This window comes from Streptomyces sp. NRRL B-3229, from assembly GCF_000719505.1.
Lineage (GTDB): Bacteria > Actinomycetota > Actinomycetes > Streptomycetales > Streptomycetaceae > Streptomyces > Streptomyces griseorubiginosus.
Window position 1 is genome coordinate 102869 of record NZ_JOGP01000013.1, and the last position, 23072, is coordinate 125940.

The 23072-nt window shown below is 70.8% G+C and carries 20 protein-coding genes; 13 read left to right on the plus strand and 7 right to left on the minus strand.

Translation table 11 applies throughout. The features are described 5' to 3' along the window. Window positions 1–65: 65 nt before the first annotated feature. From ruvC to IF54_RS0122480, 8 genes are all read left to right on the plus strand, one after another. On the plus strand, window positions 66–608 hold the full coding sequence (gene ruvC, locus IF54_RS0122445) for a crossover junction endodeoxyribonuclease RuvC (protein ID WP_030321456.1): 543 nt from the start codon (window positions 66–68) through the stop codon (window positions 606–608). Continuing rightward, window positions 605–1210 carry a Holliday junction branch migration protein RuvA gene (gene ruvA, locus IF54_RS0122450; RefSeq protein WP_030321458.1) on the plus strand — a complete coding sequence of 202 codons (606 nt, stop codon included), beginning with the start codon at window positions 605–607 and terminating at the stop codon, window positions 1208–1210. The genes ruvC and ruvA overlap by 4 nt, the downstream gene beginning before the upstream one ends. 10 nt (window positions 1211–1220) lie before the next feature. Continuing rightward, window positions 1221–2291, plus strand: coding sequence for a Holliday junction branch migration DNA helicase RuvB (gene ruvB / locus IF54_RS0122455; protein WP_030321460.1), 1071 nt, complete (start codon window positions 1221–1223; stop codon window positions 2289–2291). Between the two features lie 174 nt (window positions 2292–2465). Beyond that, window positions 2466–2990, plus strand: coding sequence for a preprotein translocase subunit YajC (gene yajC / locus IF54_RS0122460; RefSeq protein ID WP_030321462.1), 525 nt, complete (start codon window positions 2466–2468; stop codon window positions 2988–2990). Window positions 2991–3121: 131 nt separating this feature from the next. Further along, the gene (gene secD, locus IF54_RS0122465) at window positions 3122–4879 is read left to right on the plus strand and encodes a protein translocase subunit SecD (protein ID WP_199821235.1); all 1758 of its coding nucleotides are present in this window, start codon (window positions 3122–3124) and stop codon (window positions 4877–4879) included. A 2-nt stretch (window positions 4880–4881) separates the two neighbouring features. Continuing rightward, on the plus strand, window positions 4882–5994 hold the full coding sequence (gene secF / locus IF54_RS0122470) for a protein translocase subunit SecF (RefSeq protein ID WP_030321466.1): 1113 nt from the start codon (window positions 4882–4884) through the stop codon (window positions 5992–5994). Next, window positions 5991–6539, plus strand: coding sequence for an adenine phosphoribosyltransferase (locus tag IF54_RS0122475; protein WP_030321468.1), 549 nt, complete (start codon window positions 5991–5993; stop codon window positions 6537–6539). Before secF ends, IF54_RS0122475 begins: the two co-directional genes overlap by 4 nt. 278 nt (window positions 6540–6817) lie before the next feature. Next, window positions 6818–9352, plus strand: coding sequence for a RelA/SpoT family protein (locus IF54_RS0122480; RefSeq protein WP_030321470.1), 2535 nt, complete (start codon window positions 6818–6820; stop codon window positions 9350–9352). A gap of 72 nt (window positions 9353–9424) precedes the next feature. On the opposite strand, the gene IF54_RS0122485 is transcribed toward IF54_RS0122480, so the two are convergent. Continuing rightward, window positions 9425–10654, minus strand: a complete 1230-nt coding sequence (locus IF54_RS0122485) for a DUF349 domain-containing protein (RefSeq protein ID WP_030321472.1) — start codon at window positions 10652–10654, stop codon at window positions 9425–9427. Between the two features lie 135 nt (window positions 10655–10789). Beyond that, window positions 10790–11608, minus strand: a complete 819-nt coding sequence (locus IF54_RS0122490) for a peptidylprolyl isomerase (RefSeq protein ID WP_020138077.1) — start codon at window positions 11606–11608, stop codon at window positions 10790–10792. 180 nt (window positions 11609–11788) lie between these two features. Here IF54_RS0122490 and IF54_RS0122495 point away from each other — a divergent pair, with 180 nt between their 5' ends. Next, a complete protein-coding gene (locus IF54_RS0122495) occupies window positions 11789–12502 on the plus strand; it encodes an MBL fold metallo-hydrolase (protein WP_030321475.1) in 714 nt (237 codons plus the stop codon). Window positions 12503–12513: 11 nt separating this feature from the next. Then, on the plus strand, window positions 12514–13776 hold the full coding sequence (hisS, locus tag IF54_RS0122500; protein WP_030321477.1) for a histidine--tRNA ligase: 1263 nt from the start codon (window positions 12514–12516) through the stop codon (window positions 13774–13776). A gap of 148 nt (window positions 13777–13924) precedes the next feature. Here hisS and IF54_RS0122505 read toward each other — a convergent pair whose 3' ends face one another. Genes IF54_RS0122505 through IF54_RS0122520 form a run of 4 tightly spaced genes read right to left on the minus strand, consistent with a single transcriptional unit; the run spans window position 13925 to window position 17452 of the window. Then, a complete protein-coding gene (locus IF54_RS0122505) occupies window positions 13925–14551 on the minus strand; it encodes a response regulator (protein WP_030321478.1) in 627 nt (208 codons plus the stop codon). After that, window positions 14551–15786, minus strand: coding sequence for a sensor histidine kinase (locus tag IF54_RS0122510; protein ID WP_234439034.1), 1236 nt, complete (start codon window positions 15784–15786; stop codon window positions 14551–14553). Before IF54_RS0122510 ends, IF54_RS0122505 begins: the two co-directional genes overlap by 1 nt. After that, the gene (locus IF54_RS0122515) at window positions 15744–16589 is read right to left on the minus strand and encodes an ABC transporter permease (protein WP_030321480.1); all 846 of its coding nucleotides are present in this window, start codon (window positions 16587–16589) and stop codon (window positions 15744–15746) included. Before IF54_RS0122515 ends, IF54_RS0122510 begins: the two co-directional genes overlap by 43 nt. Further along, the gene (locus IF54_RS0122520; protein ID WP_030321482.1) at window positions 16586–17452 is read right to left on the minus strand and encodes an ABC transporter ATP-binding protein; all 867 of its coding nucleotides are present in this window, start codon (window positions 17450–17452) and stop codon (window positions 16586–16588) included. The genes IF54_RS0122515 and IF54_RS0122520 overlap by 4 nt, the downstream gene beginning before the upstream one ends. A 145-nt stretch (window positions 17453–17597) precedes the next feature. Here IF54_RS0122520 and IF54_RS0122525 point away from each other — a divergent pair, with 145 nt between their 5' ends. The 3 genes from IF54_RS0122525 to rpsD all read left to right on the plus strand — a co-directional run bounded on the left by IF54_RS0122525 (window position 17598) and on the right by rpsD (window position 20560). Next, a complete protein-coding gene (locus tag IF54_RS0122525) occupies window positions 17598–18260 on the plus strand; it encodes a vitamin K epoxide reductase family protein (RefSeq protein WP_030321484.1) in 663 nt (220 codons plus the stop codon). 46 nt (window positions 18261–18306) lie between these two features. Continuing rightward, window positions 18307–19662, plus strand: a complete 1356-nt coding sequence (locus tag IF54_RS0122530; RefSeq protein WP_030321485.1) for a replication-associated recombination protein A — start codon at window positions 18307–18309, stop codon at window positions 19660–19662. A 283-nt stretch (window positions 19663–19945) separates the two neighbouring features. Then, a complete protein-coding gene (rpsD, locus tag IF54_RS0122535) occupies window positions 19946–20560 on the plus strand; it encodes a 30S ribosomal protein S4 (RefSeq protein WP_020138086.1) in 615 nt (204 codons plus the stop codon). 31 nt (window positions 20561–20591) lie between these two features. On the opposite strand, the gene IF54_RS41345 is transcribed toward rpsD, so the two are convergent. Next, window positions 20592–22976 carry an ATP-binding protein gene (locus IF54_RS41345; protein WP_030321488.1) on the minus strand — a complete coding sequence of 795 codons (2385 nt, stop codon included), beginning with the start codon at window positions 22974–22976 and terminating at the stop codon, window positions 20592–20594. Window positions 22977–23072: the final 96 nt, after the last annotated feature.

The window sequence follows — 23072 nt, forward strand, 5'->3', positions numbered from 1 at the left end:
CCCGTCGCATTGTCGGTGGCACCCGATAGCCTGCACAAACAGGCGATCGAGAGGGAGGGGGGCGCGTGCGCGTACTCGGGGTGGACCCCGGTCTCACGCGATGCGGTGTCGGTGTCGTCGAGGGGGTCGCGGGGCGCCCGCTGACGATGGTCGGTGTCGGTGTCGTACGGACGCCCGCCGACGCCGAGTTGGGCCACCGCCTCGTCGCGATCGAGCAGGGCATCGAGCAGTGGCTGGACGAGCACCGGCCCGAATTCGTCGCCGTGGAGCGGGTGTTCAGCCAGCACAACGTCCGTACGGTCATGGGCACCGCCCAGGCCAGTGCGGTCGCGATGCTCTGCGCCGCCCGCCGTGGCATCCCCGTCGCCCTGCACACCCCCAGCGAGGTCAAGGCCGCCGTCACCGGCAGCGGCCGCGCCGACAAGGCCCAGGTCGGCGCCATGGTCACCCGGCTGCTCCGTCTCGACGCCCCGCCCAAGCCGGCCGACGCCGCCGACGCCCTCGCGCTCGCCATCTGCCACATCTGGCGTGCCCCCGCCCAGAACCGCCTTCAGCAGGCCGTCGCCCTGCACTCAGCCAAAGCAGCACCGAAAGGCCGTCTCGCATGATCGCGTTCGTCAGCGGCACCGTCGCAGCCCTCGCCCCCGACGCCGCGGTGCTCGAAGTGGGCGGTGTGGGCATGGCCGTCCAGTGCACCCCGAACACCCTGTCCACGCTCCGGCTCGGACAGCCCGCCAAACTGGCCACCTCGCTCGTCGTGCGGGAGGACTCCCTCACCCTGTACGGCTTCGTCGACGACGACGAGCGCCAGGTCTTCGAGCTGCTCCAGACCGCCAGCGGAGTCGGTCCGCGCCTCGCGCAGGCCATGCTGGCCGTGCACGCGCCGGACGCCCTGCGCCGCGCGGTCGCCACCGGTGACGAGAAGGCCCTCATCGCGGTGCCCGGCATCGGCAAGAAGGGTGCCCAGAAGCTGCTGCTCGAGCTGAAGGACCGGCTCGGCGAGCCGATCGGGGCGCCCGCGATCGGCGCCCCTGTCACCCAGGGCTGGCGCGACCAGCTGCACGCCGCCCTCATCGGCCTCGGCTATGCCACGCGCGAGGCCGACGAGGCCGTCACCGCCGTGACCCCGCAGGCGGAGGCCACCGAGGGCACGCCCCAGGTGGGCCAGCTGCTGAAGGCCGCCCTCCAGACCTTGAACCGCGCCCGCTAGGAGAACGTCAGTGAACTGGGACGACACCACCGACGACACCGCCGCCGAGCGGCTCGTCGGTGCGTCCGCCGACCGCGAGGACCAAGCCGTCGAGGCCGCCCTGCGCCCCAAGGACCTGGACGAGTTCATCGGCCAGGAGAAGGTCCGCGAACAGCTCGACCTGGTCCTGCGCGCCGCCCGCGCGCGCGGCGCCACCGCCGACCACGTGCTGCTCTCCGGCGCCCCCGGCCTCGGCAAGACCACCCTGTCGATGATCATCGCGGCCGAGATGGGCGCCCCGATCCGCATCACCAGCGGTCCCGCCATCCAGCACGCCGGCGACCTCGCGGCGATCCTCTCCTCCCTCCAGGAGGGCGAGGTCCTCTTCCTCGACGAGATCCACCGCATGTCGCGGCCCGCCGAGGAGATGCTGTACATGGCGATGGAGGACTTCCGCGTCGACGTCATCGTCGGCAAGGGCCCCGGCGCCACGGCCATCCCCCTGGAACTGCCCCCCTTCACCCTGGTCGGCGCCACCACCCGCGCGGGCCTGCTGCCGCCCCCGCTGCGCGACCGCTTCGGCTTCACCGCGCACATGGAGTTCTACGAACCGGCCGAACTGGAGCGGGTCATCCACCGCTCGGCCAACCTCCTCGACGTCGAGATCGGCTCCGACGGCGCCGCCGAGATCGCGGGCCGCTCCCGCGGCACGCCCCGGATCGCCAACCGCCTGCTGCGCCGGGTCCGCGACTACGCCCAGGTCAAGGCCGACGGGATCATCACCCGCGACATCGCGGCGGCCGCGCTCAAGGTCTACGAGGTCGACGCCCGCGGTCTCGACCGCCTGGACCGCGGGGTCCTGGAAGCCCTGCTCAAGCTGTTCGGCGGCGGCCCGGTCGGCCTGTCCACGCTCGCCGTCGCGGTGGGGGAGGAGCGCGAGACCGTCGAGGAGGTCGCCGAACCGTTCCTGGTCCGCGAGGGCCTGCTCGCGCGCACTCCGCGCGGTCGGGTCGCCACCCCGGCCGCCTGGGCCCACCTCGGCCTCACCCCGCCGCGCTCCGTGTCCACGGGAAACGGACAACAGGACCTGTTCGGGACGTGATGCCTTTGTGACGGCACGGCATTGGCCGGGGCAGGAACCCTGGTGCGATGCTGAGCGTTGTTCCCTGCGCGCGGACTCGCTTAGACTCCGCCGATGCCGCCTTTGTCGGCGGCATGCACACCCCCAACCATCAGGCCGCTCACCATCGCGGTCGCGTGAAGGAAGTTCCGACCCGTGAGTCTCGTGACCCTCCTCCCGTTCATCGTGCTCATCGGGGCCATGTTCCTGATGACCCGGTCGGCCAAGAAGAAGCAGCAGCAGGCCGCCAGCATGCGGAACGACATGCAGCCCGGCAGCGGCGTCCGCACGATCGGGGGTATGTACGCCACGGTCAAGGAGGTCGGCGACGACACCGTCCTCCTCGACGCGGGCCCGGGCGTGGAACTGCTCTTCGCGAAGAACGCCATCGGTGCCGTACTGACGGACGACGAGTACAACCGCATCGTCCACGGCATCGAGCACGACCTGAAGTCCGACTCCGACGTCGTCCCGGACGACGCCTCCTCCCTCACCGACGACGAGCCCGCCGACGAAGCTGCCGCCGCCTCCGACGAGAAGTCCGTCGACCTCGGTAAGAAGGACACGGCCGACGAGGCCCCCGTCGACGCGCCTGCCAAGGCCGACGCCGACGTGGAGGACGCCGAGGCGAAGTCGGACGACGAGCCGAAGAAGACCGACGGCGAGTCCGGCGCGAAGTAGTCGCTTTCCCGGGCGAGCGGTCACCTCCGCGCGCCCGGGATTCCGCGCGACTCGCACGGAATCCCCAACCATGTCATGGCCGCCCGCCCGCCGACCCGGCGCGAGAGCGGCCCGAGAGGGAGTACGAGAAGGTGGCAGCACCTAAAAGGGGGCGGAGCGCGAGTGCCCAGAGCAAGCCAGGGCGCGCGCTGGCCCTGATCCTGATCGCCATCGTGGCGCTCACCGGTGGAATGTTCCTCTCCGGACACACCACCCCGCGCCTCGGCATCGACCTCGCCGGAGGCACCAGCATCACGCTGGAGGCCAAGGCCGACCAGGGGTCCGCGATCAACAAGGCCAACATGGACACCGCGGTCGAGATCATGAACCGTCGTGTCAACGGCCTGGGCGTCTCCGAGGCGGAGGTGCAGACCCAGGGTGATCGCAACATCATCGTGAACATCCCCAAGGGCACCAACTCCAAGGAGGCCCGCGACCAGGTCGGCACCACCGCCAAGCTGTACTTCCGTCCGGTCCTCGCCCAGGACGCCACCGGCGTCGCGGCCGCCACGCCGAGCCCGTCCGCCAGCGGCACCTCGAAGGCCTCGCCGAGCCCCTCCGCGAGCAAGTCCGGCACCGGCGAGAAGGCGACCTCGTCGTCCTCCCCGTCGGCCTCCGCCACCTCGCAGGGCCGTGCCGTCACCGACGCCCTGAAGGCCGACTCCACTCCGTCGGCGTCCGCGAGCGCGTCGGGCTCACCCTCGCCGTCGGCCTCCGCGAGCGGCGGCACCGGCACCGCCGACCAGGCCAAGCTCCAGGCCCAGTACACCGCCCTGGACTGCTCCAAGCAGGCCCAGCGCAACAAGGCGGGCGAGGGCGCCAAGCCCACCGAGACCACCGTGGGCTGCGGCGAGTTCAACGGCGTCTGGTACAAGTACCTGCTCGGCCCCGCCGCCGTCGCCGGCACCGAGGTGAAGAAGGCCCAGGCGGTCTTCGACACCCAGACCGCCGCCGGCTGGCAGGTCACCATGACCTTCAACAGCAAGGGCGCCAGCAAGTTCGCCGACATCACCGGCAAGCTCGCGCAGAACACCCAGCCGCTCAACGAGTTCGGCATCGTGCTCGACGGCCAGGTCGTCTCCAGCCCCACCGTGAGCTCCTCGATCACCGGCGGCAACGCCCAGATCTCCGGCAGCTTCACCCAGGAGGAGGCGCAGAGCCTCGCCAACATGCTGTCGTACGGCGCCCTCCCGCTCTCCTTCAAGGAGCAGAGCGTGACCACGGTGACCGCCGCGCTCGGCGGTGAGCAGCTGCACGCCGGTCTGCTGGCCGGCGCGATCGGCCTGGCGCTGGTCGTCATCTACCTGGTGGCCTACTACCGCGGTCTGTCCATCGTCGCGATGGCCTCGCTGCTGGTCTCCGCGATCCTCACCTACGTGATCATGGCCCTGCTCGGCCCGGCGATCGGCTTCGCGCTGAACCTCCCGGCCGTGTGCGGTGCCATCGTCGCCATCGGTATCACCGCGGACTCGTTCATCGTGTACTTCGAACGCATCCGGGACGAGATCCGCGAGGGCCGCTCGCTGCGACCCGCCGTCGAGCGGGCCTGGCCGCGCGCCCGGCGCACCATCCTGGTCTCCGACTTCGTGTCGTTCCTCGCCGCCGCCGTCCTGTTCATCGTGACGGTCGGCAAGGTCCAGGGCTTCGCGTTCACGCTCGGCCTGACCACCGTGCTGGACGTCGTCGTGGTCTTCTTCTTCACCAAGCCGCTCATGACGCTGCTGGCCCGCCGCAAGTTCTTCGCGAGCGGCAGCAAGTGGTCCGGCCTCGACCCGAAGAGCCTGGGCGCCAAGCCCCCGCTGCGCCGTACCCGCCGTCCCGCCGCCCCCGCCCACACGAAGGAGGCGTGAGCATGTCGAAACTCGGCAACATCGGCGCCCGACTGCACCGTGGCGAGATCAGCTACGACTTCATCGGTCACCGCAAGCTCTGGTACGGCATCTCGATCCTGATCACCATCACGGCGATCCTGGGCCTCGCGGTGCGCGGCCTGAACATGGGCATCGACTTCCAGGGCGGCGCGGTCTTCACCACCGAGAAGACCAGCGTCTCCGTCTCCCAGGCCGAGGACTACGCGAAGGAGGCCTCCGGCCACGACGCGGTCGTCCAGAAGCTGGGCAACGGCACGATGCGCATCCAGATCGCCGGCATGGACACCCAGCAGTCCGACGAGATCAAGAACAAGCTCGCCTCGGACTTCAAGGTCGACCCGGAGAAGATCGCCGCCGACCTCGTGGGTCCCAGCTGGGGTGACCAGATCGCCAACAAGGCCTGGCAGGGTCTGGCGATCTTCATGGTCCTCGTCGTGATCTATCTGGCGATCGCCTTCGAGTGGCGCATGGCCATCGCGGCGCTCGTCGCCCTGATCCACGACATCACCATCACCGTCGGCATCTACGCCCTGGTCGGCTTCGAGGTCACGCCGGGCACGGTGATCGGTCTGCTGACCATCCTCGGTTACTCGCTCTACGACACGGTGGTCGTCTTCGATTCCCTCAAGGAGCAGACGAAGGACATCACCAAGCAGAACCGCTGGACCTACAGCGACATCGCCAACCGCTCGATCAACGGCACCCTGGTCCGTTCGATCAACACCACGGTGGTCGCGCTGCTGCCGGTGGCGGGTCTGCTGTTCATCGGTGGCGGCTTCCTCGGCGCGGGCACGCTCAACGACATCTCGCTGTCGCTGTTCGTCGGCCTCGCCGCCGGTGCGTACTCCTCGATCTTCATCGCCACCCCGCTCGTCGCCGACCTCAAGGAGCAGGAGCCGGCGATGAAGGCGCTGAAGAAGCGGGTCCTCGCCAAGCGCGCCCAGGCCGAGGCGGAGGAGGACTTCACGGAGGCCCGCGGCGACGCCGTGGACGACGACGAGCCCGAGGACACCGGGCACGCGGTCGTCGGTCCCCGCACCCAGCCCGCCTCGCGCGGCCGGGGCCGGGGCCGTCCCTCGGGGAAGCGCCGATGACCGAGCTCGCAGGCATCACAGAGCTGCTGCTCAGCCGTATCCGCGATGTGGCCGACTACCCGGAGCCGGGCGTGATGTTCAAGGACATCACCCCCCTCCTGGCGGACCCGGCGGCCTTCACCGCGCTCACCGACGCGCTGGCGGCGGTCGCCGCGAGCACCGGCGCCACCAAGGTCGTCGGCCTGGAGGCCCGGGGCTTCATCCTCGGCGCCCCGGTCGCCGTCCGCGCGGGCCTCGGTTTCATCCCGGTGCGCAAGGCGGGCAAGCTCCCCGGAGCGACCCTCAGCCAGGCGTACGACCTGGAGTACGGCTCGGCGGAGATCGAGGTGCACGCGGAGGACCTGTCCTCCGGTGACCGCGTCCTGATCGTCGACGACGTGCTGGCCACGGGCGGTACCGCCGAGGCGTCCATCGAGCTGATCCGCCGCGCGGGCGCGGAGGTGGCGGGCCTCACGGTCCTGATGGAGCTGGGCTTCCTGGGCGGCCGGGCCCGTCTGGAGCCGGCGCTGGCGGGGGCTCCGCTGGAGGCACTGCTGGTGGTCTGACCGCGAAAGCATGGAGAAACGGCCGTTCCGGAACCTCGGGACGGCCGTTTCCCATGGGGGAGCGAAGTGCTGTGACGGCTGCCGCGCCGTCGTGGCTGGTCGCGGAGTTCCCCGCGCCCCTTCAGGCGCTCCAGCCGCCGGAATGCGGGCGGCAGCCCCTCGTGTTGCACAGGTTGACGTCCCTCACATCGGCCTGGAGGCGATCCCGGGGCGCGGGATCGCTACCATGGGGGTCCGGAGCCTGACCTGGGGACCCGGATCGCGCACGAGGAGTCCTCTTGCCAGACGAGGCCCAGCCCCTGACCGCCGCCAAGCCCGAGTCCGCCTCGGAGTCCGCGGCCAAGCCCGCGCCGGACGCGAAGACCGCGACGAACGACGCGCACGGGCCGATCGAGCACGCCCAGTCCGCGCCCGTCGACAAGCCCGCCGAGCCGGCCAGGCCCAAGCCCGCCCAGCCCGAGCACCCCGCGCCGTCGGCCGCGGCCCGCCCGAACACGGGCCAGCCCGCCCGCAGCGGCTCCTCCAACCGCGTCCGCGCCCGCCTCGCCCGTCTCGGCGTGCAGCGCTCCAACCCGTACAACCCGGTCCTGGAGCCGCTGCTGCGGATAGTGCGCAGCAACGACCCGAAGATCGAGACGGCCACCCTCCGCAAGATCGAGACCGCCTACCAGGTCGCCGAGCGCTGGCACCGCGGCCAGAAGCGCAAGAGCGGCGACCCGTACATCACCCACCCGCTCGCGGTGACCACCATCCTCGCCGAGCTCGGCATGGACCCGGCCACCCTCATGGCGGGCCTGCTGCACGACACCGTCGAGGACACCGAGTACGGACTCGACCAGCTCCGCCGCGACTTCGGCGACTCGGTCGCCCTGCTCGTCGACGGCGTCACCAAGCTGGACAAGGTCAAGTTCGGCGAGGCCGCACAGGCCGAGACCGTGCGCAAGATGGTCGTGGCCATGGCCAAGGACCCGCGCGTCCTGGTCATCAAGCTCGCCGACCGCCTGCACAACATGCGCACCATGCGCTACCTCAAGCGCGAGAAGCAGGAGAAGAAGGCGCGCGAGACGCTGGAGATCTACGCGCCGCTCGCCCACCGCCTCGGCATGAACACCATCAAGTGGGAGCTGGAGGACCTCGCCTTCGCGATCCTCTACCCCAAGATGTACGACGAGATCGTACGGCTGGTGGCCGAGCGGGCGCCCAAGCGTGACGAGTACCTGGCCATAGTGACCGACGAGGTGCAGTCCGACCTGCGCGCGGCCCGGATCAAGGCCACCGTCACCGGCCGCCCGAAGCACTACTACAGCGTCTACCAGAAGATGATCGTCCGCGGCCGTGACTTCGCGGAGATCTACGACCTGGTCGGCATCCGCGTCCTGGTGGACACCGTCCGCGACTGCTACGCGGCCCTGGGCACCGTCCACGCCCGCTGGAACCCGGTTCCGGGGCGGTTCAAGGACTACATCGCGATGCCCAAGTTCAACATGTACCAGTCGCTGCACACGACGGTCATCGGGCCCAACGGCAAGCCGGTCGAGCTCCAGATCCGCACCTTCGACATGCACCGCCGCGCCGAGTACGGCATCGCCGCGCACTGGAAGTACAAGCAGGAGGCCGTCGCCGGCGCCTCCAAGGTGCGCTCGGACCAGCCCCGGTCCACCGGCAAGGACGACCACCTCAACGACATGGCGTGGTTGCGCCAGCTCCTCGACTGGCAGAAGGAGACCGAGGACCCCGGCGAGTTCCTGGAGTCCCTGCGCTTCGACCTCTCGCGCAACGAGGTCTTCGTCTTCACTCCCAAGGGCGACGTCATCGCGCTGCCGGCCGGAGCCACCCCCGTGGACTTCTCCTACGCGGTGCACACCGAGGTGGGCCACCGCACGATAGGAGCACGGGTCAACGGCCGCTTGGTGCCGCTGGAGTCGACCCTCGACAACGGCGACCTTGTCGAGGTCTTCACCTCCAAGGCGCCCGGCGCCGGACCCTCCCGGGACTGGCTGAACTTCGTCAAGTCGCCGCGGGCCCGCAACAAGATCCGCGCCTGGTTCTCCAAGGAGCGCCGCGACGAGGCCATCGAGCAGGGCAAGGACGCCATCGTCCGCGCGATGCGCAAGCAGAACCTGCCGATCCAGCGCATCCTCACCGGTGACTCCCTCGTCACGCTCGCCCACGAGATGCGCTACTCCGACATCTCCGCCCTGTACGCGGCGATCGGCGAGGGCCATGTCTCCGCGCAGAACATCGTGCAGAAGCTCGTCCAGGCGCTCGGCGGCGAGGAGGCGGCCACCGAGGAGATCGACGAGACGGTCCCGCCGACCCACGGCCGCAGCCGCAAGCGGCGCACCAGCGCCGACCCGGGCGTCATCGTCAAGGGCGTCGAGGACGTGTGGGTCAAGCTGGCCCGCTGCTGCACCCCCGTGCCGGGCGACCCGATCATCGGGTTCGTCACCCGCGGTAGTGGCGTATCGGTTCACCGCAGCGACTGCGTCAACGTGGAGTCACTGTCCCGCGAGCCGGAGCGCATCCTGGACGTCGAGTGGGCCCCCACCCAGTCCTCGGTCTTCCTGGTCGCCATCCAGGTCGAGGCACTGGACCGCTCCCGGCTCCTCTCGGACGTCACCCGCGTCCTGTCCGACCAGCACGTCAACATCCTCTCCGCGGCCGTCCAGACCTCCCGCGACCGCGTCGCCACCTCCCGCTTCACCTTCGAGATGGGCGACCCCAAGCACCTGGGCCACGTCCTGAAGGCGGTCAGGGGCGTGGAGGGCGTGTACGACGTGTACCGCGTGACGTCGGCGCGGAACCGGTCGTAGGGCATACGACGAGAAGGGCCCCGTACGTCACGTACGGGGCCCTTCTCGTCGTAGCCGAAGCCGACGGGCTGATCAGCCGCCGAACTCCTGGAGGCCCTTGAGGGCCTGGTCCAGCAGGGCCTGGCGGCCTTCCAGCTCGCGCTCCAGCTTGTCGGCCTTGCTGGTGTTGCCCTGGGCGCGGGCCTGCTCGATCTGGCCCTTGAGCTTGTCCACGGCGGCCTGGAGCTGGCCGGTCAGACCCGCGGCACGCGCGCGTGCCTCCGGGTTGGTCCGGCGCCACTCGGTCTCCTCGGCCTCCTGGAGCGCACGCTCGACGGCGTGCATGCGGCCCTCGACCTTCGGCCGGGCGTCCCGCGGGACGTGGCCGATGGCCTCCCAGCGCTCGTTGAGCGTGCGGAAGGCGGCACGGGCCGTCTTGAGGTCGCCGATGGGCAGGAGCTTCTCGGCCTCCTCGGCCAGCTCCTCCTTCAGCTTGAGGTTCTCCGTCTGCTCGGCGTCCCGCTCGGCGAAGACCGAGCTGCGGGCCGCGAAGAACACGTCCTGGGCGCCGCGGAAGCGGTTCCACAGGTCGTCCTCGTGCTCGCGCTGGGCACGGCCCGCGGCCTTCCACTCCGCCATCAGCTCGCGGTAGCGGGCGGCCGTCGGACCCCAGTCCGTCGAACCGGACAGCGCCTCGGCCTCCCCGACCAGGCGCTCCTTGGTCTTGCGGGCCTCCTCGCGCTGCGCGTCCAGCGACGCGAAGTGGGCCTTACGTCGCTTGGAGAACGCCGAGCGGGCGTGCGAGAAGCGGTGCCACAGCTCGTCGTCCGACTTGCGGTCCAGGCGCGGCAGACCCTTCCAGGTGTCCACCAGGGCGCGCAGCCGCTCGCCGGCGGCCCGCCACTGGTCGGACTGGGCCAGCTGCTCCGCCTCGACGACCAGCGCCTCCTTGGCGTGCCGGGCCTCGTCGGACTGCTTGGCGCGCTGCTGCTTGCGCTCCTCGCGACGCTTGTCGACCGTCTCCACCAGCTTGTCGAGCCGCACCTTGAGCGCGTCCAGGTCGCCGACCGCGTGATGCGCGTCGACCTGTTCGCGAATGTGGTCGATCGCGGTCTGCGCGTCCTTCGCCGACAGGTCGGTGGTCTTCACTCGCTTCTCGAGGAGGCCGATCTCGACAACCAGGCCCTCGTACTTGCGCTCGAAATAGGCCAGGGCTTCCTCGGGGGAACCCGCCTGCCAGGAACCGACGACCTGCTCGCCGTCGGCCGTACGCACGTACACGGTCCCCGTCTCGTCGACGCGGCCCCACGGGTCGCTGCTCACAGCGCCTCCTCCACATGATGCCCGCGGGAGGCTTCCGCGCCCCCGGGCATCGTCCACAGTTTCGTCACGGCCAACATAGGCGACCGGCGGGTGGCCTGTCCGCATCCCGCGCGACCGAAATTTCGCAGTTGGGGGTCAGGATTTGGTGACGGTCGCCTTGTTGATCACGACGGTCGCGTTCGGCGCGCCGTCGCCCGCGCCGGTGCTCTCACCGGCCGCGGCGATCTTCTTCAGCACCTTCATACCGGATTCCGAGATGGTGCCGAACGGGGTGTAGCTGGGCGGCAGCTGGCTGTCCTGGTAGACGAGGAAGAACTGGCTGCCGCCGGTGTGCGCCTGGCCGGTGTTCGCCATCGCGACGGTGCCCGCCGGGTAGGTGTTCGCCTTGAGGCTCTTGTCCTTCAGATTCTCGTCCGGAATGGTGTAGCCCGGTCCGCCGCTGCCGGAGCCCGTCGGGTCGCCGCACTGAAGGACGTAGATGCCGTTGGTGGTGAGCCGGTGGCACTTGGTGTGGTCGAAGAAGCCCTTGCCCGCGAGGAAGTCGAACGAGTTCACGGTGTGCGGGGCCGCCGACGCCTTCAGCGCGATGTCGATCGTGCCGCAGGTCGTCGAGAGGTCGAAGGTGTACTTCGCCGACTTGTCGATGGTCATCGCCGGCTCCTTCTTCCAGGTCTCCGTCTTGACCTTGCCGGGAGCGGCCTTCTCGCACGGGTCCGGCGCCTTCTTGGACGCCTGGGCGCTCGGGGTGGCCTCCGCGCTCGCGTTGGCCTTGTCGTCGTCCTTCAGGACCCCGGACGTGTAGAGCGCCAGGCTGCCCACCAGGATCACGCCGAGCACCGACCCGATCACAGAGTTGCGCAGACGGGCCTTGCGTCGCGCCTCCGTGCGCCGCTGCTGCTGCCGCAAGAACTTCTCCCGCGCGAGCTGCCGCTTCCGCTGTTCCTGGGTGACCACGGGGTTCTCTCCTCATGCGTCTCGTCCACCGACCGTTACGCATGCGTCCTATGAGCCGACCGCCTGCGTGTGCCCCGTACCGTATATGGGTTCGCTGAGGAATCGGCAGCGCCGGTAGGCTCTGACCACTGGGGCAGCCGCCCGGAAGACCGCCCGTACCCACACAAAACGAGGACGATCGTGCTCATTGCCGGGTTCCCCGCCGGGGCCTGGGGGACGAACTGTTATCTCGTCGCCCCCGCCGCCGGTGAGGAGTGCGTGATCATCGACCCCGGCCACCAGGCCGCCGAGGGAGTCGAAGAGGCGCTCAGGAAGCATCGGCTCAAGCCCGTCGCCGTCGTCCTCACCCACGGCCACATCGATCATGTGGCCTCGGTCGTCCCGGTGTGCGGCGCGCACGACGTGCCCGCCTGGATCCACCCCGAGGACCGGTACATGATGACCGACCCGTCGATGGGTCTCGGTCGCTCGATCGGCATGCCGCTGATGGGCGAGATCACCGTGGGCGAGCCGGACGACGTCCGGGTGCTGACCGACGGCACCAAGCTGGAGCTGGCGGGTCTGGAACTGTCCGTCGCGCACGCGCCCGGCCATACCAAGGGGTCGGTGACGTTCCGGATGCCCGAGACCGCGGAGATCCCCTCCGTGTTCTTCTCCGGGGATCTGCTCTTCGCCGGCTCCATCGGACGCACCGACCTGCCCGGCGGTGACATGGCCGAGATGCTCGACTCGCTGGCCCGCGTGTGCCTGCCGCTCGACGACTCGACCGTGGTGCTGTCCGGCCACGGCCCCCAGACGACCATCGGCCAGGAGCGCGCCACCAACCCGTATCTGCGGGAAGTGGCGGCCGGCCAGGGAGCGGGTCCGCAGACCCCTCCCCGACGAGGAATGTGACAAGAGACTTCGTGAGCACCTTTCAGGCCCCCAAGGGCACGTACGACCTGATCCCGCCGGACAGCGCCAAGTTCCTGGCCGTCCGCGAGGCGATCGCCGCCCCGCTGCGCACCTCCGGCTACGGCTACATCGAGACGCCCGGCTTCGAGAGTGTCGAGCTGTTCGCGCGCGGTGTGGGTGAGTCCACCGACATCGTCACCAAGGAGATGTACGCCTTCGAGACCAAGGGCGGCGACAAGCTGGCCCTGCGCCCCGAGGGCACCGCCTCCGTGCTGCGCGCGGCACTGGAGGCCAACCTGCACAAGGCGGGCAACCTCCCCGTCAAGCTCTGGTACTCCGGCTCCTACTACCGCTACGAGCGCCCCCAGAAGGGCCGTTACCGCCACTTCTCGCAGGTCGGCGCCGAGGCGATCGGCGCCGAGGACCCGGCGCTCGACGCCGAGCTGATCATCCTGGCCGACCAGGCGTACCGCTCGCTGGGCCTCAGGAACTTCCGCATCCTGCTCAACAGCCTGGGCGACAAGGAGTGCCGGCCGGTGTACCGGGCCGCGCTCCAGGACTTCCTGCGCGGTCTCGACCTCGACGAGGACACCCTGCGCCGGGCCGACATCAACCCGCTGCGCGTCCTCGACGACAAGCGCGAGTCGGTGCAGAAGCAGCTCGGGGACGCGCCGCTGCTGCGGGACTACCTGTGCGACGCCTGCAAGGCGTACCACGAGGAGGTCCGTGAGCTGATCACCGCGGCGGGCGTGGCCTTCGAGGACGACCCCAAGCTGGTGCGCGGCCTCGACTACTACACCCGTACGACCTTCGAGTTCGTCCACGACGGTCTGGGCTCCCAGTCCGCGGTGGGCGGCGGCGGCCGCTACGACGGGCTGTCCGAGATGATCGGCGGCCCCGCGCTGCCGTCCGTCGGCTGGGCCCTCGGCGTCGACCGCACGGTCCTCGCCCTGGAGGCGGAGGGGGTGGAGCTCGAACTCCCCTCCGCCACCAGCGTGTTCGCGGTCCCGCTGGGCGAGGAGGCCCGCCGGGTGCTCTTCGCCAAGGTCACGGAGCTGCGCAAGGTCGGCATCGCCGCGGACTTCTCCTACGGCGCCAAGGGCCTCAAGGGCGCCATGAAGAACGCCAACCGCAGCGGCGCCCGCTACACCGTCGTGGCCGGCGAGCGCGACCTCGCCGAGGGCGTCGTCCAGCTCAAGGACATGGAGTCCGGGGAGCAGTCGGCGATCGGCGTCAACGAGATCGTGGCGGAGCTGGAGTCCCGGCTCGGCTAGCAGGACGTCACGGAGGGCGCCGGTCGCGCGACCGGCGCCTGACGACAGGTCACAGCCGGCGCCTGACGGCAGGTCACAGCCGGCGCCTGACGACAGGTCACAGCCGGCGCCTGACGACAGGTCTCGACCGGCGCCCTGACGACCGCCCTCATTGGTCGAGAAGCCCGTACCGCAGGGCGCTGGTGACGGCGGCGGTGCGGTCGTCGACGCCCAACTTGGCGAAGACGCGCAGGAGATGGGTCTTCACCGTCGACTCGCCGATGAACAGCCTGCGGCCGATCTCCGCGTTGGTGCAGCCCTCCGCCACCAGACGCAGCACCGCGGTCTCGCGCTCCGACAGCCGCGGCCGTTCGGGCCTGGTGCGCAACTGGTCGACCAGCCGCGCGGCGACGGTCGGGGCCAGGACCGTCTCGCCGCGCGCGGCCGCCCGCACGGACTCGGCGAGTTCCGCCCGGGGCAGGTCCTTGAGGAGGTAACCGGCGGCCCCCGCCTCCACGGCCCGCAGGATGTCGCGGTCCGTCTCGTACGTCGTCAGCACGATCACCCGGCAGGGCAGCCCCGCCTCCGTCATCCGCACGATCGACTCCACCCCCGAGCCGCCCGGCATCCGCAGGTCCATCAGCACGATGTCGGGGCGGAGTTCGGCCGCCAGCGCCTCGGCCTGGGGCCCGCTGGACGCGTCGGCGACCACCTCCAGGTCCGGCTCGGCGGTCAGCATCGCCCGCAGGCCCTCCCGTACGACCGGGTGGTCGTCGGCCAGGATGATCCGGATCATCAACCACTCCTCGGGGGCGGTACGGGCAGCCGGACGGTGACCGTGGTGCCGCCGCCGGGCGCGCTGTGCACCCGGACCGCCCCGCCGACCTCGGTGGCGCGGGCCCGCAGCCCCGCGAGACCGTAGCCGTCGTGCGCGGCCTCGGGATCGAAGCCGTGCCCGTCGTCGCGCACCGACAGGGTGAGGCGGTCGTCGGCGTAGTCCAGACCGATGAACGCGGACGCCGAACTCCCGGCGTGTCTACGGCAGTTCGTGAGGGCTTCCTGGCATGCGCGCAGGGCGACGACCTCGGGCCCGGCGGGCAGCGGACGGGCCGGCCCGGTCACCTCGAGCTTCGCCGCGTGGCGGGCCGCGAGCCTGCCCAGCGCGTCCGGCAGCGAGGCGCCGTGCAGGTCCGCCGGAGTGCCACCGGCGACCAGGGCCCGGGCCTCGGCCAGGTTCAGCCGGGCCGTCTCGTCCATCAGCGCCAGATGCCGGCGGGCCCCTGCGACGTCGTGGTCGAGCTCCGCCTCGACGGCCTGGACCAGCATCAGCAGGCTGGTGAAGCCCTGCGCGAGGGTGTCATGGATCTCCCGGGCCATCCGCTCCCGCTCGGCCAGCGCCCCGTGCGCCGCCGACAGCCGGGACACCTCGTGCCGGCTCGTGTCCAGCTCCGCGATCAGGGCCGCCCGCTCCTGGCTCTGCTCGATGATCCGGATCACCCAACTGCCCACGGCCACCGAGAAGACGAGGGTGACCACCGCGAACAGCCCGTTGAAGAAGAGGGTTCGCTCGCTCGGCCACCACAACAGCGCCCAACCCGCCACGGGCGCCAGGTTGATGACGGCCACCATGGTGATCGCCCACCGCATCCGCAGGGTCATGAAGCACTGGGGGACCAGGGCGAAGGTCATCAACCGGGTCTCGCCCACCAGGATCGCCGAGGGCAGGAACAGGGCGATCATCGCGACCAGATAGCCGAGAGCCCGGCGCTCGGGCGGCGGATCCCCCCGCAGCAGCGGACGGCCCGTCCACGCGAACAGCGGGACCAGCGGCACCAGCAGCGCCGCCGCGGCGAGGCGCACCGGCCCGCCCGGCTGGTCCGCGCCGAGCACGAACGCCAGGGTGGCCAGCCAGATCAGGGCGAAGTAGGTGTCCCACAGCCGGAACGAACGCTCCCAGCTGTAGGCGCCGGACGCCCCCGTCGCAGCCGTCACCCGTCGCGCCGGTGCTTCCACCGGAAGGTCAGCAGGCACAGCAGCAATCCTCCGACGCACCAGGCCCCGAGCACCAGGGCCACGCGCCCGAACTCCCAGCCCCCGGCCTGCTCCAGGACCCGCGCCGAGTCCGGCAGGAACACCCCGCGCAGCCCCTGGCACATCCACTTCAGCGGGAACAGCGCGCCGATGTCCAGCATCCAGTCGGGGATGGTGCCGATCGAGATGTACACCCCGGAGATGAACTGGAGTACCAGGAACGGCAGGACGACCACGGAGGACGCGCTTTTGCTGGACTCGGGGACCGAACTGATCGCGATGCCCAGCAGCGCGCAGGCCGTCAGACCGAGCACGAAGACCCAGGCGAAGGTGAACCAGCGCCCGGCGTCCGAGGGCAGCTGGACGTCGTACAGCGTGGTGCCGACGAGCAGCAGGAGCGCCGTCTCCATGAGGCCGGTGACCAGAATCAGCCAGATCTTGCCCAGGAAATAGGCCGCAGGAGGCATCGGCGTCCCGCGCAGCCGGCGCAGCACCTTCTCGTCCCGCTCGACGGCGATCGAGATGCCCAGCGACTGGAAGCTCGTGGACATGATGCCGGCGGCCATCATCGCCGGGACGTACAGCTGCGAGGCCTTGATGCCCGCACCCTCCACGTCGTCGCTGAAGATCGACGCGAACAGGAACAGCAGGACCACGGGGAAGGCGAAGGTGAACACCACGTGGTCGCGCTGCCGGAAGAACATCCTGATCTCCAGGGCACCCCGTCGCAGCCCCAGTCCCCAGGCCCCCGGCAGCCGTACCCGGGCTCCGTCACGTGTTTCCCGTACGGCGGTCGTGGTCATCGCGCGTCCTCCTGTCCGGTGAGCCGGAGGTAGACGTCCTCCAGCGTGGGGCGGGTCACCGTCAGCCCCGGGATCTCGCCGTCGAAGCGGTGGGCCAGTTCGGCGACCGTCCTGGTCGGGGTGTCCGTGCGCACGGCGCGCGCGGTGCCGTCCGGCTCCGTCCACTCGACGGTGGCCCCGGTGCCGAACCGTTCCCGCAGGGTGGCCGGCTCGCCCGTGGCCACGACCCTTCCCCGGGCCACGACGGCCAGCCGGTCGGCCAGCGCCTCGGCCTCCTCCAGGTAGTGCGTGGTGAGCAGGATCGTGGTGCCCTCGACGGCCAGCTTGCGGATCAGGTCCCAGAACTGTCGGCGGGCCGCCGGGTCGAAGCCGGTCGTCGGCTCGTCCAGGAGCAGTAGCTCGGGCCCGCCGATCACACCGAGCGCCACGTCCAGGCGGCGCCGCTGGCCCCCCGACAGGGCCTTGATCCGGCTGTCCGCCTTGGTCTCGAGACCCACCAGGGCGATGACCTCCGCCGGGTCCCGCGGGGCCGGGTAGTAGCGGGCGAAATGCCGGACCGTCTCCGCGACCGTCAACTCGGCAGGCGCGGATTCGTCCTGCCAGACGATGCCGATCCGGGACCGCCACGCGCGTGTGCCGTGCGCCGGGTCCGCGCCGAGCACCGAGACCTCACCGGCGTCCCGGTCCCGGTCGCCCTGGAGGATCTCCACGGTCGTGCTCTTGCCCGCCCCATTGGGCCCGAGCAGGCCGAACACCTCGCCCGCGCGGATGCCGAGATCGAGTCCGTCGACCGCGGTCACGTCGCCGTAGCGCTTGCGCAGACCCCGAACATCCACCGCCAGTTCGTTCGTGTGTGTGGTCATGGCTCAGAGCGTCGGCCGGAACCGAACGTTCGGGGACGACCGTGCGTACTTCCTTATGTCCACCGAACGGTGGACGAGGCCCCGTGTGCGGCACAATGGCCCCTGCCAGAAGAAGGTCCAACTCTCAAGCAGACGGATCGGCGTGATGAGCAAGACGACAGTGAAAGACGTCTCCACGGAGTCCGAGCCCTCGTCGGCGGGCGTCGACACCGCGCCCCGCACCGTGGGCGGCAGCCGGGCCTTCGCCCTGCTGCTGGTGATCACCGGCGCGGCCGGACTGCTCGCCGCGTGGGTCATCACGATCGACAAGTTCAAGATCCTCGAGGGCAAGATCAGCGGCAAGACGTTCACGCCGAGCTGCTCCCTCAACCCGATCATCTCCTGCGGCAGCGTGATGGAGAGCAAGCAGGCCGCCGCCTTCGGGTTCCCCAACCCGATGCTGGGCCTGGTCGCCTACGGCATCGTGATCTGCGTCGGCATGAGCCTGCTGGCCCGCGCCACCTTCCCGCGCTGGTACTGGCTCACCTTCAACTTCGGCACCCTCTTCGGCGTGGCCTTCGTCACCTGGCTCCAGTTCCAGTCCCTGTACCGGATCAACGCCCTGTGCCTGTGGTGCTCGCTCGCCTGGGTCGCCACGATCACGATGTTCTGGTACGTCACCTCGTTCAACATCCGCAACGCCTTCCTGCCGTCACCGGGCTGGCTCAAGCGCTTCCTCGCCGAGTTCACCTGGGTCCTGCCCGTCACGCACTGCGGCATCATCGCGATGATGATCCTGACCCGCTGGGGCAGCAGCCTCTGGGCCTGACCGACGGTCGACGGCGTTGTCAGTGCCGTGAACTAGGGTTTCTGTCGTGGAGCCCGATCTGTTCACCGCGGCGGCGGAAGAGCGCCAGGAGAAGGACCCGGCCGGCAGCCCCCTGGCGGTCCGGATGCGCCCGCGCACCCTCGACGAGGTGGTGGGCCAGCAGCACCTGCTGAAGCCCGGCTCGCCGCTGCGCCGACTGGTCGGCGAGGGCAGCGGCGGTCCCGCCGGACCCTCCTCGGTGATCCTCTGGGGCCCGCCCGGCACCGGCAAGACGACCCTCGCGTACGTCGTCTCGAAGGCCACCAACAAGCGCTTCGTGGAGCTCTCCGCGATCACCGCCGGCGTCAAGGAGGTCCGCGCGGTCATCGACGGGGCCCGCCGTGCGACCGGCGGCTTCGGCAAGGAGACCGTCCTCTTCCTCGACGAGATCCACCGCTTCAGCAAGGCCCAGCAGGACTCCCTGCTCCCCGCCGTCGAGAACCGCTGGGTGACCCTGATCGCGGCCACCACCGAGAACCCCTACTTCTCGGTGATCTCCCCGCTGCTGTCCCGCTCGCTCCTGCTGACCCTCGAACCCCTCACGGACGACGACCTCAGGGGGCTCCTCAAGCGGGCGCTGAGCGACGAGCGCGGCCTGAAGGACGCCGTCACCCTCCCCGAGGACACCGAGGACCACCTCCTGCGGATCGCCGGCGGCGACGCCCGCCGCGCCCTGACCGCCCTGGAGGCCGCCGCCGGGGCCGCCCTGGACAAGGGCGATCCGGAGATCTCCCTCACCACGCTGGAGGAGACGGTCGACCGCGCGGCCGTGAAGTACGACCGCGACGGCGACCAGCACTACGACGTCGCCAGCGCGCTGATCAAGTCGATCAGGGGCTCCGACGTCGACGCCGCCCTGCACTACCTGGCCCGCATGATCGAGGCCGGCGAGGACCCCCGCTTCATCGCCCGCCGCCTGATGATCTCCGCCAGCGAGGACATCGGGCTGGCGGACCCCCATGCGCTTCCCATAGCCGTGGCCGCCGCCCAGGCCGTCGCCATGATCGGCTTCCCCGAGGCCGCCCTCACCCTGAGCCACGCCACCATCGCGCTGGCCCTCGCCCCCAAGTCCAACGCGGCGACCACGGCGATCGGCGCCGCCATGGCGGACGTGCGCCAGGGCCTGGCCGGCCCCGTCCCGCCCCACCTGCGCGACGGGCACTACAAGGGCGCCGCCAAGCTCGGGCACGCCCAGGGGTACGTCTACCCCCACGACCTGCCCGAGGGGATCGCCGAGCAGCAGTACGCCCCGGACGACATCAAGGACCGCGAGTACTACGAACCCACCCGGCACGGTGGCGAGGCGCGGTATGCCGACGCGGTGGAGTGGACCCGGAAGCACCTCGGTCGTAAGCGGTCCTGAGCAGCCTGTAGAATCCCTCGAAGTGCCGAGTCCCGCGCAGTCAGAGCGGGACACCCGGCCGGATCCCCCCAGGGGGCTCCAGGAGCGTCGCGCACCGTTCGAATGGTGTCGCGGGCAGCCCACCACCGTACGCGGTAGGTGGGCCACTCGCGTGCTGCACGTATGTGCCCAGACCAGGGGAGCGGCTGCCCACCAGGTCCCTCGCGGACCCGGCGGGTTTCCCCGGCTGCGGATTGCGACCTCCCTCAACCCTGACGAGCCGAACACTGAGAAATGAGAGATCGTGGCGAACCAGTCCCGCCCCAAGGTCAAGAAGTCGCGTGCCCTCGGCATCGCGCTGACCCCGAAGGCCGTCAAGTACTTCGAGGCCCGTCCCTACCCCCCGGGTGAGCACGGCCGCGGCCGCAAGCAGAACTCGGACTACAAGGTCCGTCTGCTCGAGAAGCAGCGTCTGCGTGCGCAGTACGACGTGTCCGAGCGTCAGCTCGTCCGCGCCTACGAGCGTGCCTCCAAGGTTCAGGGCAAGACCGGTGAGGCCCTGATCATCGAGCTCGAGCGCCGTCTCGACGCGCTGGTCCTGCGTTCGGGCATCGCCCGCACGATCTACCAGGCCCGTCAGATGGTCGTCCACGGCCACATCGAGGTCAACGGCCAGAAGGTCGACAAGCCGTCCTTCCGCGTCCGTCCCGACGACGTGGTGATGGTCCGCGAGCGCAGCCGCAGCAAGACGCTGTTCGAGGTCGCCCGTGCCGGTGGCTTCGCCCCCGACGGTGAGACCCCGCGCTACCTCCAGGTGAACCTCGGCGCCCTGGCGTTCCGCCTGGACCGCGAGCCGAACCGCAAGGAGATCCCGGTGATCTGCGACGAGCAGCTCGTCGTCGAGTACTACGCCCGCTGATCACCGGCAGGCCGTAGCACCACGCACCACCTCAGCCCGCCGTCTCCCCGCCCTTCCGGGTGGGTGAGGCGGCGGGTTCGTGCGTGTCGGGGGCCTTGTGGGTGTGGTGCACGGGCCCACGCGGTGCCGGCAGCCCGGCATGCGGGCGGGCCCGTCCCAGCGCCCGTGCCACCCCCGCCTCCCGCCCCAGGGCCCGCCCCTGTCGTACGCACTCCTCGTACCGTCCGTCGCCCAGCCGCTGCCGGGCCGTCGCCTCGCACAGCTCGTGCGGGGCGTTGTAGTAGGCGGAGCCGAACAAGGGAAGGCCCACCGAGGGCCACAGTGCGGCCGCCGCGCCCTGGAGCACCGCCGCCTCGGCAGGGTCGCCCTGGGTGGCCGTGACCAGGGCGAGCAGTTCGATCGACAGGACCGAGCCGAGCAGGTCGTGGAAGGCGTGCGCACAGCTCAGACAGTCGGTGAGCAGCGCACGCGCGCGTGCGGTGTCGCCCTCGCTCCAGGCCGTGTACGCCAGGACGTACAGCGCGTACGACTGGGCCCACCGCTCGCCGTGGTCCTCGCAGACCCGCCTGACCTCCTCGCACAGCCGCACCGCGCCCGGCAGATCCCCCCGGAAGGCGCGGGCCATCGCGAGCTCGACCTGACCCATCAGCACGTTGCTGTTGAGCTCGCCGATGTCCTCGTAGCGCGCCAGGGCCGAGCGCAGCAAGGTTTCCGCGCGGGGCATGTCGTCCGAGACCAGCGCCAGACAGCCGGTGCGGTGTTCGGCGTACGCCACCGCGGTCCGGTCCGCGGCCCGCTCGGCCTCCTCGCGGCACCGCTGGAGGGCCGCCAGCGCGGGGACGGTGTCGCCCTGGAGGATCGCCACATAGCCCAGCACCCACAGCGCCTTCAGCCGCGCGTGCTCACTGCCGGACCCCGGCTCCGGCAGGCCGTCAGGCTCGGGCAAGCCGTGCGGCCGGGGCTCGCGGTGCGCTTCCGGCTCTCTGTGCGGCTCGGGCTCGCGGTGCGTCCCCGGCTCACCGTGCACCCCTGGCTCACCGTGCGCCCCGGGTCCTCCGTGCGCCCCGGGTTCTCCGTGCGGCTCGGGCTCGCAGTGCGCCTCTGGCTCGCCATGCCCCTCGGGTTCCCCGTGCGGCTCGGGTTCCAGGCTGCGCTCCAGCCAGTGCCGCCCCTCCGAGAGCCGGCCGCAGCCGACCCAGCAGAACCAGAGGGATGCCGCGAGATGCCGGGCCAGCTCCATGCCGTCCGGTTCGGTCAGACAGTGTTCCAGGGCGCAGCGCAGGTTCGGCAGCTCGGCCTCGATCCGGGCGGCCACCTCGTTCTGCCGCGGGGAGAACCAGTCCAGCTCGCACCAGGTGGCCAGGCCCACGTACCAGTCGCGGTGCCGCCTGCGCAGCCGGACCGCGTCACCGGTCGCCTCCAGCCACTCGGCGCCGTACGCGCGCACCGTGTCGAGCATCCGGTAGCGGACACCGGTCGCGGTCTCCTCGCGGGCCACCACGGACTGGGCGAGCAGGGCGGACAGCACGTCGAGGACGTCGTCGCCGCGCAGACCGCCGCCGCTGCACACGTACTCGGCGGCCTCCAGGTCGAACCGCCCCGCGAAGACCGAGAGCCGCGACCACAGCAACCGCTCCTCGGGCGCGCACAGTTCATGGCTCCAGCCGATCGCCGTGCGCAGCGTCCGATGCCGGGGCAGGGCGTCCCGGCCGCCGCCGGCCAGCAGCCGGAACCGATCGTCGAGCCGCTCCAGCAGCTGATCCGGGGACAGTGCCCCCAGCCGCCCCGCGGCCAGCTCGACCGCCAGCGGGATGCCGTCCAGACGCCGGCACAGCTCCCGTACATGAGTGTCGTCCGCGACCGTCACGCCCCGGCGTCCGGCCCGTTCCCGGAACAGCTCCACGGCCTCGTCCTCGGACATCGGGCCCAGCGTGAGGAGCTGCTCGCCGGACACGGCCAGCGGCCTGCGCCCCACGGCGAGGACGGAGACTCCCGGCACCCGCTCCAGCAGCTCGACGACCAGGTCCGCGCACGCGTCCACCAGATGCTCGAAACCGTCCAGGACCAGCAGGAGCCGGCGCCCGGCGAGGTGGGCCAGGAGCGTCTCGCGCGGCGGCCGCGTGGTGTGGTCCGTCAGGCCGAGTGCCTCCACGACCGCGTGGTCGACGAACTCCGGATCGCGTACGGCGGCCAGCTCGACGCGCCACGTTCCGCCGGGCGGTGCGCACCCGCCGCCGGCCACCCGCGCCGCGAGCCGGGACTTGCCGATGCCGCCGGGGCCCGTCACCGTGACCAGCCGCGAGGAGCCGAGCGCCCGCGCCAGACCGCGGAGTTCGGCATGCCGGCCCACGAAGCCGTCGAGCTCCAGGGGGAGGTTGCCGTTCGCCCCGGTGTCCCCGGGCTGATGACCGCGCATGGAACACGGAGCGTACTCAAGCGTGTTCACTCCGTACAATCGCCGACGGCAACCCGGCCACGGGGGAGGGGTAATCCGGTGCGGAGCGCCGTGCTC

What these genes read in the sequence shown, in the direction of transcription:
- IF54_RS0122520 (WP_030321482.1), bottom strand. Translation starts at nt 17,452, where the DNA reads ATGACCACACACACGAACGAACTGGCGGTGGATGTTCGGGGTCTGCGC.
- ruvA (WP_030321458.1), top strand. Translation starts at nt 605, where the DNA reads ATGATCGCGTTCGTCAGCGGCACCGTCGCAGCCCTCGCCCCCGACGCC.
- IF54_RS0122525 (WP_030321484.1), top strand. Translation starts at nt 17,598, where the DNA reads ATGAGCAAGACGACAGTGAAAGACGTCTCCACGGAGTCCGAGCCCTCG.
- secF (WP_030321466.1), top strand. Translation starts at nt 4,882, where the DNA reads ATGTCGAAACTCGGCAACATCGGCGCCCGACTGCACCGTGGCGAGATC.
- IF54_RS41345 (WP_030321488.1), bottom strand. Translation starts at nt 22,976, where the DNA reads ATGCGCGGTCATCAGCCCGGGGACACCGGGGCGAACGGCAACCTCCCC.
- IF54_RS0122515 (WP_030321480.1), bottom strand. Translation starts at nt 16,589, where the DNA reads ATGACCACGACCGCCGTACGGGAAACACGTGACGGAGCCCGGGTACGG.
- IF54_RS0122475 (WP_030321468.1), top strand. Translation starts at nt 5,991, where the DNA reads ATGACCGAGCTCGCAGGCATCACAGAGCTGCTGCTCAGCCGTATCCGC.
- IF54_RS0122505 (WP_030321478.1), bottom strand. Translation starts at nt 14,551, where the DNA reads ATGATCCGGATCATCCTGGCCGACGACCACCCGGTCGTACGGGAGGGC.